The following is a 12784-nucleotide window of genomic DNA, read 5'->3' as shown; positions in this document are numbered from 1 at the left end:
CATTGGGCGTCGACCGTTTGTCCAAGTCCGCGCGTCGCCTGAACATGCACCGCCGGACGTTGCAGCGTATTTTGGCGAAGCGTAGCCCGAGGTAAAAAATTCTCTAGATATCACCGGCAAATCTGTATCGTTGGTGGTTTGCACATCTGCTGAGACAATCATTTTTCAAAAATAGTGAGCAAAATTTACACAGAGTGATCACTGCGTTCTATTAATGTTCAGATTCTCTGAAGTAGTCTTTTCTGATCGTTCCGAAAATCAAACTGACAATACTTGGAAGAAGGTAGGGCTAATCAATATGAAAACTAAAAAACTTCCGAACCCATTGCAGAAAGCTATCGACAAACTTCTTGAGCTTGATTTGGCGTTTTCAGATTTGGATATTCCTGAAAGCGCCGAAGCTCCTAACTTCCTGGAAATTCCTGCAAGTGTTTTTCCTCTTGAGGCACCAGTGTTACTTGACATTTCATTGCCCAAGAATGCGATGGCGGATATCGAGATTCCTGCAGCCGTTTTACCGTCTGATGTTTTCGATCTAGGCGGATTGGTACAACTACCCGAGATACATCAGCGCGTTTCTCGGAAACCGAGCCTCCATTTTCATCGAAAACTCGTTGCAACACTAAAGACAGTAGGTGTTCGTGGCGCTGGTTACAAGCCTGCCGTACTTCTAACGGAGGCCGGAGGGTAATTCTCAGTCCGTCCATGGTTCTGGCGCGTTTAGCAGCCAGATTGACAATCTGATGTGTCGACTCTAACGCTGACCGCAAGTGAACCACCGTCCCGATCATGCTAGCATTTGGGATTCTCTGTTGGAGTAGAGACGATTAGACGAGCTTTGTATCGAGCCTATCGAAAGTTTGCGCTTGGAAAATGTGATTCCATCAGCCAGGCCGGTCAGGACGCATGGGTTATGGGCGAAGTCTTCAATCACAAAAGATCGGGCTATTTCGTTGATATCGGTGCGCATGATGGAATAACGATATCAAACACTTACCTTCTGGAAAAACGTCTTGCTTGGGACGGACTGTTGATTGAGGCAAACCCGAAAAGTTATGAAATGTGCCGCAATACGCGGAATGCTAAATCTTTGAACATCTGCTTGGACCGCGAAAACGGTGAGGTTCAGTTCGAGATGGATGACGTTCTGGGAGGTATCGTATCGAGTGATACTGACAACGTCGCTGCGGGTAAAAAAACCGTAACCATTTCTGCCAGGCGCTTTGTCGAAATCCTTGATGAGCAGTCGGCGCCACGGAAGATAGAATATCTTTCAATTGATGTTGAAGGTGCCGAAGAACGGGTCTTAGGTGGATTTGATTTCGACAAGTATCAATTCACCTGTTTTACGATCGAACGACCGTCAGAGGCTCTGCGAAAAGAGTTCGAGGTAGCTGGATATGAGAAAGTGAAAGAGGTTCCAGGTCTGGACAGCTTTTATGTTCACCAGTCCTTCCTTGATGCCTATGCGAACAACACAATGCGGCACTTCGCAAACAAGCGGATTTCTTTCCCGATTCTGTAATTAGTGGTAAATTTGCGTAGGGCTGGTCTCTTCGTTGAAACAGTCCTCGCCTGTCTTCTCACCGTTGTGGTGCCCGATCTAATGCGGCAGAAAACCCTATAGTCGCGTCATCAATTCTGCATGCCTCGCCAGATACGCCCGCCTAACCTCGACCGGCGGGCGCAGGTTGATCTCCAGTCCCTCAATCACGGTTTTGTCCGGACGACCAAAGAACTTCGTCGCCTCAGCCTCGGAAAAACCTGCGATCTGGGTGGCTTCCATCCAGGCGCTGATCTTGTCGGCTTTCTTGATCTGCCGTTTTACCGATTTCGGCACCTCGGCAGGAAGTCCAAAGCGAATATGGATCGCTGCCGCCAGACGGTCATCTAGCGCGCCATAGCCCGGGCCTACTGCGGATTTGACGGGGGAAATCATGTCTCCGATCACGTATTCCGGCGCGTCGTGCAGCAAAGCCGCCAGCCGCCATTTCACGGGCGATTTGGGTGCGATGCGGCCAAAAAGCTCTTCGACCAGAAGGGAATGCTCGGCCACGGAATAGGCGAAATCGCCGGCCGTTTGCCCGTTCCAGCGCGCCACGAATGCCAGACCATGGGCGATATCCTCGATCTCGATATCGACAGGGGTCGGATCCAGCAAGTCTAGCCTGCGGCCCGACAGCATCCTCTGCCATGCGCGGGGTTGTGTTGCCATTCTGCCATGCCTTGTGAAGTGGGACACAATAAAACCAAATTGTTTCTGCTATGATGTACCTGTCAGGATCACCAGCTGCCAACGTTTTCTTGAGCATTCGTGCTTTGAAACCACACCAACTGATCCCGACATTTAAACCGAGGGGGCACTGGCTTCTCCCGGTGCGCTCCTCTCACAAAGTGAAACGAAAGGAGTTTGCTATGTTCAAACGCATATTCGCAGTCGCCCTGACCTTTGGTATGGCCGCCACGGCCCCTCCCGCCTTTGCCCAGAATTGTGCAGAGCGCGAGCATGTTGTTGACAAACTGCAGAAAAGCTACTCGGAAGAGCTGGTTTTTGGGGGTTTGCAGAAAACACGCGGCGCGCAGTCGGTCATGGAGGTCTGGACCTCACGAGAAACGGGTAGCTACACCGTTTTGGTGACCCACGCGAACGGCTTAAGTTGTATTGTCGCCGTTGGCACCGATTTTTTCGAAGCGATTCCGAAGGTCAAGGTTGACGGCACGCCCAGCTGATTTTTGCGGCGTAAAATCCCGTTTTCGGTCATCCACATTGCCACCTGCCCCAAGGGATGCTAGGGGCAGCCGGAACTGTGATTGACCGCAAAAATGGAGCGCCTTATGGCCGGGGACTATATCGTCAAAGACATTTCGCTGGCCGGGTTCGGCCGCAAGGAACTGGATATCGCCGAAACTGAAATGCCGGGCCTGATGGCGCTGCGTTCGGAATATGGTGAAAGCAAGCCTCTGAGCGGTGCGCGGATCGTTGGGTCGTTGCACATGACCATCCAGACCGCCGTTCTGATCGAAACGCTGGTTGCCCTGGGCGCGGATGTGCGCTGGGCGTCGTGCAATATCTTCTCGACTCAGGACCACGCAGCCGCTGCGATTGCCGAGGCGGGTATCCCTGTCTTCGCCATCAAAGGCCAGACGCTTGAAGAGCATTGGGATTACCTGGACAAATCCTTCCTGTTCGACGAAGGCCCGAACATGATCCTGGACGATGGCGGCGACGCGACGCTCTACATCCTGCTGGGCGCACGCGCGGAGGCGGGCGAAGACATCATCCCCGTTCCGGGTTCGGAAGAGGAAGAGGTGATCAAGAAGCAGATCGCCAAGCGTATGGCGGCCAGCCCGGGCTGGTTTACCAAGATGCATGACCAGATCCAAGGCGTGTCCGAGGAAACCACCACCGGTGTGAACCGTCTGTATCAACTGGTGAAAGACGGCCACCTGCCATTCCCGGCTATCAACGTGAACGACTCGGTTACCAAGTCGAAGTTTGACAACAAATATGGCTGTAAAGAGTCGCTGGTTGACGGCATCCGCCGCGCAACGGACACGATGCTGGCCGGTAAGGTTGCCGTGGTCTGCGGCTATGGCGACGTGGGCAAAGGATCGGCTGCTTCGCTGTCCGGCGCGGGTGCGCGTGTGAAAGTGACCGAGGTAGATCCGATTTGCGCGCTTCAGGCTGCGATGGACGGCTATGAAGTCACCCTGCTTGAAGACGAAGTTGCAACGGCGGATGTGTTCATCACCACCACCGGCAACAAGGACGTGATCCGCATCGAGCATATGCGCGAGATGAAGGATATGGCCATCGTCGGCAATATCGGTCACTTCGACAACGAAATTCAGGTGGCCAGCCTGAAGAACCACAAATGGACCAACATCAAGGAACAGGTAGACATGATCGAGATGCCCTCGGGCAACCGTATCATTCTGCTGTCCGAAGGCCGTCTGCTGAACCTCGGCAACGCCACCGGTCACCCGTCCTTCGTGATGTCGGCCTCGTTCACCAACCAGGTTCTGGCGCAGATCGAGCTGTTCACCAAGGGTGATCAGTACGAAAACAAGGTCTACATCCTGCCCAAGCATCTGGATGAGAAAGTGGCCCGCCTGCATCTGGATCGTATCGGCGTGAAGCTGACCAAGATGGACAACGAACAAGCGGCTTATATCGGTGTTGCGCCGGAAGGCCCTTACAAGCCCGAGCACTACCGCTACTGATCGCGGATCGGGTATGACCAAACGTTCAGGACGCCGCCGGATCTTGTATCTGGCGGCGTCTTTCTTTTCGATCATCGTATTTCTATTTCTTGTTGGATCGGCCGGGTATGTGCTGCTGTCGCATCCCAAATCACCTCTGCCGGATCACTGGAACCCTCTGCGGGACCTGACCGTGACCGCGCCGGTTACGCTCGTCACCAAGTATCAGTTGAACCGGGCATTGGCGGATGAGGCGCAGTGTCGGGCCACGCTGTCTGAGGCCGGTGTCGCGTTTTCAGAGATGGTGGATCTGGTGGTCGACCAGAACTGCGGTATCTCCGGCCGGGGTGAGCTGTCCCGCTTGGTCAGTGCCCGGGTGGGCGGGGTCGAGACCCGCTGTACAACGGCCCTGCGTCTGGCGATGTGGGAGCATCACGTCGTCCAACCCGCCGCGCAGGACCTGTTGGGTACTCAAGTGCGCGCCTTGCGGCATCTGGGCAGCTACAATTGCCGTCGCATGCGGACCGCTCAGGGCGAAAACAGTGGGTGGAGCAGCCACGCAACAGCGGATTCGATTGACATCATCGGGGTGGAACTGGCGGATGGGCGGACGCTCAGCCTGCTTCAGGATTGGTCCGCGCCGGGACCCGAGAGTGCGTTTCTACACCGGATCGGGAAGGGGGCATGTGACTGGTTCCGCGTGGTTTTAGGACCAAATTTCAATCGCCTGCACGCGGATCATTTTCATCTGCAAGGCCCCGGCTGGGGCTATTGCCGATGAGTATCCCGGCCCCGCAGAACAGGGCCGGGCCAGGATCAGCGTCCGCTGACCGCATCCGCCAACGACTTGAACCGGACAATCTTGTAGATCCCCTTGGAGGCATCCTCGCCATTGTTCAGCACGGGTGAGCGGTGCAACTCGTTGATCGTGGCATAGACATACCCATCCGCACCGATCGAGAACCCGTCTGGCCACGGCAATTCGTCATCCGACTGGAACAGTACCTCATAGGTGCCATCCGGCTTGGTGACGCCCAGCGCATTGTACGTCATCGCGGTGATATAGACATTGCCGCCGGTATCGACGGTCGAGCCATCCGAGATCGGTTTATCGCCATAGCGTTCGACCTGCGCCTCAAGCTCGGCATCCGACAGGCTTTCATCCAGCAATGCTGCAGTGGGGATGCGGTACATCGCACTGGCCGTCATGGGCGCGAAGTAGACCCACGTATTGGTCGGATCGACAGTGATCGGGTTGATGCCGATCTTGGCCGGATTGCCGCCCAGCGTGATCTCGCGCCCGTCGATCACCATCGGGGTATCCTCGGGAATAGTATATTTTGACCCCTCCAGAACGCGCCGCGCGCGGCCCGTCTCAAGATCAACCACGATGATGGCCGAGTTCTGACCGTCGCCCGTATCCGAGATGTAAATCGCCCCATGATCGCGGTCCACAGCCAGATCGTTCAGGAACGAGGTCGGCCGCGCAACAGGGGCGCCGATATAGTGGATAGCGTGCAGCGTCTCGGTCTTGGTGTCCCAACCGACAATGCGCCCGGTCTGGTTTTCACCCTGTCCGTCCAGCATCCACAGGATACCATCGCGATCTGCCCGCAGGCCTAAAACGCCGTTCAAGCCATCGGCATCGTCTTGCGGGGCGCGGGCCCAATCCTCGGTCGGGTAGGGCTTAGTTGATCCGTCGGGCATCACTTCGACCACGCGCAATTCAGGCCCGTAGAATTCATGCACCGACATGAACATGCGCCCATCCGGTCCAATCGCCAGATTGCCCGGAGGCATGGCCTTCTCGAACTCAAGATACGTTTCCAATTCGGCTGCCGCGGCGGGCAAGGCCAGCGCCAAGGCGCATGTAGCTGCATAGAGCGATTTCATCGGGTCCTCCTCTGATGTGCCCGATCAGATACCATTTGAAATTTTCGCGGATAACTGGCTCAATTTCGAAACCAGTGTTAGGAATTTTCGAATGTACCATGTGAACGATCTTCTGACCTTTGTCTCTGTCGCCAAAACTGGAGGGGTCGGATCGGCTGCAAAGGCGCTGGGCATTTCGGCGGCGACGGTCAGCCACCGGATCGGGAAGTTAGAAGAGGTGCTGAACCTCAAACTCTTTCACCGCAACAGCCGCCGGGTGCAGTTGACCAATGAAGGCCTGATCTTTCTGGATCGAATCGAACCTGTCCTATCCGATCTGCGAGAGGCCGAGTTGGAGGCCGGAAGCGGCAAGGGAGCGCTCCGCGGCCATCTGCGTGTGACGCTGTCACCGTGGATCCTGTCCCGGTTCATCATGCCGTCGATGGACAGTTTCCAAGAGGACCATCCGGATCTTACGATCGAGTTTCTGGCCGTCGACCGCTATGTCTCTCTGGTCGATGAGGGCGTTGATTGCGCCATTCGCGTCGGACAGTTGCCCGACAGCACACTGAAGGCGCGCAAGCTCTGCGACAACGACCGGATCATCTGCGCCGCGCCGGGTTTCATTGCACGATACGAGATGCCCAAATCCGTCGAAGACCTGCGCAAGATGCGCTGGGCGTGTTTGCCTTGGCAGACGCGTTTCGACACCCATGAGGGGCAACTGTCCGTCACGCGGCGTATTGCTGTTTCCAACTCGGACATGTTGACCGAAGCTGCTGTGCAGGGGCTGGGGCTGGCGGTCAAGTCCCGTCTGGCCGTTCAGCGAGAGCTGCAGCAGGGTACGCTGGTCGAGGTTTTGCCCGGAGTTTTGAAATCCCCCTCTGCGCCGATTGCCTTTGTTCACGCGGGCAGCAGCACGCCGGGGCGCAAGGTTCGCGTGTTTTCGGACCTTGCAGATCGAGCCTTTCAAAGCGCGCGACAAAGGCGCTCCTCCGCTTAGGGGGAAAGCGCGGAATTTTTCCCTTTGTGGGAATAAGAGGAATGGCTAGGCTTCCGACACCTGTTTTTAGGATTTGAGTAACCGCAGCCAGGACTGCTGATAGGGAGACTGTTTTATGGGAAAACGCGACGATCTGATCGCCAAATACGCAGATGATCTGAAAAACAAATGCGGCATGGATGCCGATATGGACCTGCTGACCAAGGTCACCATCGGGTGCGGTCCGGCGATCTATGACGCCGACGCGTCGACCGTGGCAGCCAGCCAGGACGGAGAGCTGGAGACTGTCAAAAACAACTTCCTCATCAAAAAACTGGGTCTGGCCGACGGGCCCGAGCTGATGGAAGCCATCAACTCGGTGCTGGAAACCTATGGCATGTCCGAGCGCAACAAGTACCGCGCCGTGGTCTACTACATGCTGACCAAGCATTTCGGCAAAGAATCCGTTTACGGCTAAACGTAACGTTTTCCACCCAAACGCCCGCCTCCCCATCGGCGGGCGTTTTTGTTTTGAGTTATATTTTAAGGACTTGGTGTTTGAAGCGGCCTGAGAAAACAGACTATGGTCCTTATGTGGCCAGGACGGTCAGAACCAACAGATTCCAATACGCGTGTGGTGAGTAGGGAGCACGTGGGGTAGGGAAGGTTCTGCACCGTGCAGGGCCTTCCCTCTATTTTAAAGCGTTTTGCGTTTTGCCCTAGGCAAGGTCATCGAAATGCGCGTTCGACCGCAGGGAGAGGCAGCGCATTTCGGTTCAAATCAAACGCAAAGCGATCTAGTCGGCCTCAGTCGAGCCCAGGGCGCAGATCGCCTGCCATTCCGCCTCGGTGACTGGTTGCACCGACAGGCGAGAGTTTTTCACCAGCACCATTTCACCCAGACGTTCATTCGCTTTGATCTGATCCAGCGTGACGTGAACTTCAAACGGCCTTACCGCCTTGATGTCCACGCATTCCCAACGTTCGTCATCGGTGGTGCTGTCGGGATGGGCCTCGGCGCAGACCTCAACGATGCCGACGATCGCCTTGTCCTTTTGCGAGTGGTAAAAGAATCCGCGATCGCCGATTGCCATTTGCCGCATGAAATTGCGCGCCTGGTAGTTGCGCACGCCGTCCCATTCTTCGCCTGCCTCGCCCTTGGCAACCTGCTGGTCCCAGCTCCAGGTCGATGGCTCGGATTTGAACAGCCAGTATGCCATCAGCCGATCACCTTTTTCCAAGGGATCAGTTCGACAGACTGGAACAGGCCTGCCTTGGCATAGGGGTCATTGTCGGCCCAGCTTTGCGCTGCGGCCAAATCTTCGACATCGAGAACAACCAGCGAGCCGATCATCGCGTCCCCGTCCAGCAGCGGGCCGGCCTGCGATACAACGCCGGTTTCCTCGATATAGGCCAAATGGGCCGAGCGGTTGTCCAGACGGGTTTGCAGCGCGCCGGGTTTGTCACGGGCGATGAGGGCGATGAGCATGTTATTCCTCCTTGAGGGGTCGGTTGAGCAGGGTTTCGATGGCTTGAGCAACACTGTAGGCGCCTTGGCTCAGGTCGGCCACAGTGCCGCTGATGGGCATGTCCAGACCTTCGGCTTTGGCGATGTCAGCCATGGCACGGGCGGTGGCGACACCTTCGACGGTTGTTGTGGTGTCAAAGGGTTCGTTTCGACCCAAACACAGGCCAAAACGGTAGTTTCGGGACAGCTCGGATGAGCAAGTCAGCACCAGATCACCCAGTCCAGAGAGCCCCATCAGCGTCTCTGGTTGCGCGCCGCGCATCAGGGCAAAGCGCTGCATTTCCGCAAATCCACGGGTCATCAGGGCAGCACGGGCGCTGTCGCCTAGACCGGCCCCGATGGCAGCGCCACATCCGATGGCCATAACGTTTTTCAATGCGCCGCCAAGTTCCGCACCGATCACATCGGTGGTGCGGTAGAGGCGCAGATTCGCGGTGGTCAACTCGGATTGAAGTGTTTCCAGCAGATCGGCATCTGCACAGGCCAGGGTCAGCGCTGTCGGCAGGCCACGCGCGATGTCATCCGCAAAGCTGGGGCCAGTCAGAAGCGCTGGTCGTGCATCCGGAATGGTTTCGCGGATCACGGAAATCGGACCGAGGCCCGAGGACAGTTCTATCCCCTTGCAGCACGCAACCAGCGTTTTTCCGGCCAGCACCGCTACGTGTTCCTGCAGTGCATGGCGCAACTGTTGCATCGGCACAGACACCAGAAGGACATCGTTTGCCGCCGCTGCTTCGATATCATGAGTGACGGTGATGGCATCGGGCAAGATCACATCGGGCAATCGGCTCTTGTTGATCCGACTATCCTGCATGGCTTTCGCCTGCTCGGCGCTACGCGACCAAAGCTTTACCGGCCCGTTATCGGCCAGCGAAATCGCCAGAGCCGTGCCAAACGCCCCTGATCCGAGAACCGAAACGCTCATGCCTTTGCGCCCTTCTTTCCTCTACCCAGCATGGCGGGGCTGGTCTGGTCCAAAGGCCAACGGGGTCGCGCTGTCAGATCCAAACCGTCGCGCGCACCGGTGCGAAAACGCTCCATCCCCGCATAGGCGATCATGGCGGCATTGTCGGTGCAAAGTGCAAGGGGCGGGGCGGTGAAACGTGCGCCTTTTTCGGCACAAACAGACTCTAACGCGAGGCGAATGGCCGAATTGGCAGCCACACCGCCCGCAACGGCAATGACCGGGTCCGAGGGAACCTCGGCCAGATACAGATCCATGGCGCGTCGTGTTTTCTCGGCCAAAGTGTCCACGACGGCCTGCTGAAACCCGGCACATAGATCGGCGCGATCCTGACGGGTCAGGCCGGTTTTTTCGGCGACGATCTGATCCCGCATCCGCATCAGCGCGGTTTTCAGTCCCGAGAAAGACAGATCACATCCAGGTCGATCCAGCAGGGGCCGGGGAAAACGGAACCGTTTGGGATCGCCTTGGCGCGCCTCGGCCTCGACCGAGGGTCCACCGGGTTGCGGCAGGCCCAGAAGACGCGCGGTTTTGTCAAAAGCCTCACCGGGGGCATCGTCGATGGTGCCGCCCAAACGGGTGAATTGCTCGGGTCCGTGGGCGATCAAGTATTGGCAGTGCCCGCCCGAGACCAGCAGCATCAGGTACGGAAACGCAATTCCATCTGTCAGACGCGGAGTCAGAGCGTGACCGGCCAGATGGTTTACCCCGATCAGAGGCAGGCCGGTCGCCGCACTGATCCCCTTAGCACACATGACGCCGGACATGACCCCTCCGATCAGGCCGGGCCCGGAGGTGACGGCGATGGCATCCATATCGGCCAGTGTTAGACCCGCATCGTCTAGCGCCTGAACGACGCAGCTATCCAGTTTCTCGGCATGGGCACGTGCAGCGATCTCAGGGACGACACCCCCATAAGCGCTGTGCAGCTCGGTTTGGCCATGGACAATCGACGACAGCACTTCGGCTCCTTCGCCGTCGGTTTGGCGCACGACGGCGGCGGCTGTGTCGTCACAGCTGCTTTCCAATCCAAGGACGGTAAGTGTTTGCACCATTGGCGTGATCCGTTGCATCATGATTGCCAAGCGGGGTACCACCCTGCGCGGACGCAAACAATCCCAAGGCCGAAGGCGCCGATAGTTGTATTTGTTGATGACCCGCCCTCGCGCCGCCTCAGAGAGGTTCGTTGCGCAGCTTCCCACTCGCGTCAGATCGCGTGTTGAGGTCATCCATTCCCCCATTCTGGAAATTAAACCTCTGGCGGTTCCGATCTGCACGGCTGAGACGCAGGGGCTGATCTTCACGTCCTCCAATGCGGTGAATGCGGCGGCCTCGGCGGGTGTGCGCCGGGATTTGCCCGCCTATTGCGTGGGTCCGACCACGACCGCAACCGCCGAAAGCGCGGGCTGGGATGCGCGTATGGTCGGTGGTAAGGCTGAAGAGCTTGTGGCCGGTCTTTTGCAAATCAGACCAACCAGCCCGCTGTTGCATCTGCGCGGCGAACACAGCCGGGGCAACATCGCCGAGCGTCTGACGGAGATGGGCGTAACCACGCGCGAACAGGCGGTGTACCAGCAACTTCTGCTGCCGCTCAGCCCCGAGGCAAAGGCCGCATCCGAGGGCGACAGGCCAGTGATCGCGCCTATTTTCTCACCCCGCACCGCGCGACAATTTGCCGACATCTGGGCGGGCACTGCCCCGCTATGGCTGGCCGCAATCAGCGAGGCAACGGCGGAACCCCTTAAATCCTTGGGGTATGAGCGCCTGAGGATCGCCAAGGAACCGACGCCCAAGAAGATGCGTAAGGCCGTTAAAAAGCTTGTGAAACACGCGTTGCGGGTTGAGAGAGAGCCGGGTGCAGATTAACTTGGAACAGTCTGTAGTTCTGGTGATTTTAGAATCGATAAGGGGAATTTGACGGTGGCGGGCAAAAAGAAATCCGATCAGGAACCGGTGGAAACCCCGAAAACAGACGATGTGGTCGAAGATGTAAGCGTTGAACCTAGCGGTGAAACTGAAGGGTCGCCTGTTGACGAAGATGCGCCGAATGAGGACCTGATTTCCGAAGCCGAAGCCGAAGCCGAAGCCGAAGCCGAAGCCGAAGCCGAAGCCGAAGCCGAAGCCGAAGCCGAAGCCGAAGCCGAAGCCGAAGCCGAAGCCGAAGCCGAAGCCGAAGCCGAAGCCGAAGCGTCCGTCGAGCCGTCGGAACCTATGCAGGCCGATGAGAAACCCGCCGAACCGACCCAGGAACAACGCGGCGGATTTGTTCCGGCCCTGATAGGTGGTGTGATTGCCGCGGGCCTTGGCTTCGCGGCGGCCCAAACGGGGCTGATCTCGTCTGGTGGGTCGGATAACTCGGACGTAATTGCGGCGCTTGAATCGAAGCTCTCGGAACAATCAGACCAGATCGAAGCGCTGACCAAGAAGCTCTCGGATGCGCCGGACGTGTCGGGCCTGACGGAACAGGTTCAGGCGCTGTCGCAAAAGCTGGACCCGGTTGATGCAGATCTGACCGCCGTGAAATCCAGTGTCGACTCTCTGACGGGTCAGATCGCGCCCCTGGCCGACCGGCTAGCCGAGCTTGAGAAGGCGCCCATCACGGCAAGCACCTCGCCCGAAGCGACCGCTGCTTTTGAGGCCGAATTGAAAAAGTTGCAGGACTCACTGGCGGCGCAGCGCGGTGAGGTCGAAAAGATGGTCGCCGATGCGCAGGCGCTTGAGGCGAAAGCAACGGCCGAAGCGCAAGCCGCGACCAACCTCGCCATCCTGTCCCGCCTACACGGGCAATTGGATGCGGGTCAGCCCTATTCGGACCTTTTGGGCGAATTGCAAGCGGGGGGTGTGACGGTGCCTGATGCGCTCTCAATGCCTGCAGATAAAGGGGTTGAGACGCTGTCGTCCTTGCGGGCCTCATTCCCTGCGGCGGCGCGTACCGCTTTGGCGGATGCGCGGGATGCGGACAAAGGCACGGGCGTGATCGCCTTTTTGCAACGCCAGACCGGCGCGCGATCGGTGACCCCTCAGGATGGGGATGGTCCGGATGCTGTGCTGTCGCGTGCTCAGGCGGCCTTGGCCGATGGTGACGTCGCTACTGCCCTGACTGAGTTGAAATCCCTGCCAGAGGCGGCGCAGACCGCAATGGCCGATTGGGAACAAGCCGCCCAGACCCGGGTCGCGGCGGTTGAGGCCGCCGATACGCTTGCTTCCGACCTGAACTCGAACTGAAGGACCTGCC

Annotated in this window: 15 protein-coding genes and 1 pseudogene; 10 read left to right on the top strand and 6 right to left on the bottom strand. The window is 57.7% G+C overall.

The annotated features are described in order from the left end of the window. Positions 1-17: 17 nt before the first annotated feature. The 3 genes and pseudogenes from ACP15L_RS09970 to ACP15L_RS09960 all read left to right on the top strand — a co-directional run. A pseudogene (locus ACP15L_RS09970) lies at positions 18-95 on the top strand (two-component system response regulator); the annotation flags it as partial. 203 nt (positions 96-298) lie between these two features. Further along, positions 299-691, top strand: coding sequence for a hypothetical protein (locus tag ACP15L_RS09965; protein ID WP_425084040.1), 393 nt, complete (start codon positions 299-301; stop codon positions 689-691). Positions 692-913: 222 nt separating this feature from the next. Continuing rightward, a complete protein-coding gene (locus tag ACP15L_RS09960) occupies positions 914-1525 on the top strand; it encodes an FkbM family methyltransferase (RefSeq protein WP_425084039.1) in 612 nt (203 codons plus the stop codon). Between the two features lie 96 nt (positions 1526-1621). Here the strand turns inward: ACP15L_RS09960 and ACP15L_RS09955 are convergent, their stop codons facing one another. Further along, positions 1622-2215 (bottom strand): HD domain-containing protein, encoded by a 594-nt coding sequence (locus ACP15L_RS09955; RefSeq protein WP_425084038.1) that lies wholly within the window; start codon positions 2213-2215, stop codon positions 1622-1624. Positions 2216-2415: 200 nt separating this feature from the next. On the opposite strand from ACP15L_RS09955, the gene ACP15L_RS09950 reads away from it, so the two are divergent. The 3 genes from ACP15L_RS09950 (at position 2416) to ACP15L_RS09940 (ending at position 4984) form a co-directional block, all read left to right on the top strand. After that, positions 2416-2730 carry a hypothetical protein gene (locus tag ACP15L_RS09950; RefSeq protein WP_170380174.1) on the top strand — a complete coding sequence of 105 codons (315 nt, stop codon included), beginning with the start codon at positions 2416-2418 and terminating at the stop codon, positions 2728-2730. 105 nt (positions 2731-2835) lie between these two features. Further along, positions 2836-4224, top strand: coding sequence for an adenosylhomocysteinase (gene ahcY, locus ACP15L_RS09945; protein WP_425084202.1), 1389 nt, complete (start codon positions 2836-2838; stop codon positions 4222-4224). 13 nt (positions 4225-4237) lie between these two features. After that, complete coding sequence (locus ACP15L_RS09940; protein WP_170550928.1) at positions 4238-4984, top strand: extensin family protein; 747 nt, start codon at positions 4238-4240, stop codon at positions 4982-4984. 35 nt (positions 4985-5019) lie between these two features. Here the strand turns inward: ACP15L_RS09940 and ACP15L_RS09935 are convergent, their stop codons facing one another. Beyond that, a complete protein-coding gene (locus tag ACP15L_RS09935; protein ID WP_425084037.1) occupies positions 5020-6096 on the bottom strand; it encodes an L-dopachrome tautomerase-related protein in 1077 nt (358 codons plus the stop codon). Positions 6097-6187: 91 nt separating this feature from the next. On the opposite strand from ACP15L_RS09935, the gene ACP15L_RS09930 reads away from it, so the two are divergent. Then, positions 6188-7078, top strand: coding sequence for a LysR family transcriptional regulator (locus tag ACP15L_RS09930; protein ID WP_425084036.1), 891 nt, complete (start codon positions 6188-6190; stop codon positions 7076-7078). Between the two features lie 115 nt (positions 7079-7193). Next, positions 7194-7535: a DUF2853 family protein gene (locus tag ACP15L_RS09925; RefSeq protein ID WP_170380170.1), complete on the top strand. Its 342-nt coding sequence runs from the start codon at positions 7194-7196 to the stop codon at positions 7533-7535. 319 nt (positions 7536-7854) lie between these two features. On the opposite strand, the gene ACP15L_RS09920 is transcribed toward ACP15L_RS09925, so the two are convergent. From ACP15L_RS09920 to tsaD, 4 genes are read right to left on the bottom strand one after another with little or no spacing between them, the layout of a single operon-like run. After that, positions 7855-8277 carry an EVE domain-containing protein gene (locus tag ACP15L_RS09920; RefSeq protein WP_425084035.1) on the bottom strand — a complete coding sequence of 141 codons (423 nt, stop codon included), beginning with the start codon at positions 8275-8277 and terminating at the stop codon, positions 7855-7857. Next, entirely contained in the window at positions 8277-8546 is a 270-nt protein-coding gene (locus ACP15L_RS09915; protein WP_170380168.1) for a YciI family protein, read from the bottom strand. The genes ACP15L_RS09920 and ACP15L_RS09915 overlap by 1 nt, the downstream gene beginning before the upstream one ends. Before the next feature lies 1 nt (position 8547). Then, positions 8548-9510, bottom strand: a complete 963-nt coding sequence (locus ACP15L_RS09910) for an NAD(P)H-dependent glycerol-3-phosphate dehydrogenase (RefSeq protein WP_425084034.1) — start codon at positions 9508-9510, stop codon at positions 8548-8550. Next, positions 9507-10604: a tRNA (adenosine(37)-N6)-threonylcarbamoyltransferase complex transferase subunit TsaD gene (tsaD, locus tag ACP15L_RS09905; RefSeq protein ID WP_425084033.1), complete on the bottom strand. Its 1098-nt coding sequence runs from the start codon at positions 10602-10604 to the stop codon at positions 9507-9509. Before tsaD ends, ACP15L_RS09910 begins: the two co-directional genes overlap by 4 nt. A 97-nt stretch (positions 10605-10701) precedes the next feature. Between tsaD and ACP15L_RS09900 the strand changes: the two genes are divergently transcribed. Together ACP15L_RS09900 and ACP15L_RS09895 are read left to right on the top strand one after the other, a co-directional pair. Continuing rightward, positions 10702-11415, top strand: a complete 714-nt coding sequence (locus ACP15L_RS09900) for a uroporphyrinogen-III synthase (RefSeq protein ID WP_425084032.1) — start codon at positions 10702-10704, stop codon at positions 11413-11415. Positions 11416-11469: 54 nt separating this feature from the next. Then, a complete protein-coding gene (locus ACP15L_RS09895) occupies positions 11470-12774 on the top strand; it encodes a COG4223 family protein (protein WP_425084031.1) in 1305 nt (434 codons plus the stop codon). Positions 12775-12784 lie beyond the last annotated feature (10 nt).

The sequence above is a fragment of the Ruegeria profundi genome, assembly GCF_049800715.1.
Taxonomy (GTDB): domain Bacteria; phylum Pseudomonadota; class Alphaproteobacteria; order Rhodobacterales; family Rhodobacteraceae; genus Ruegeria; species Ruegeria profundi_A.
This window is presented reverse-complemented; position numbering and strand designations above follow the sequence as displayed.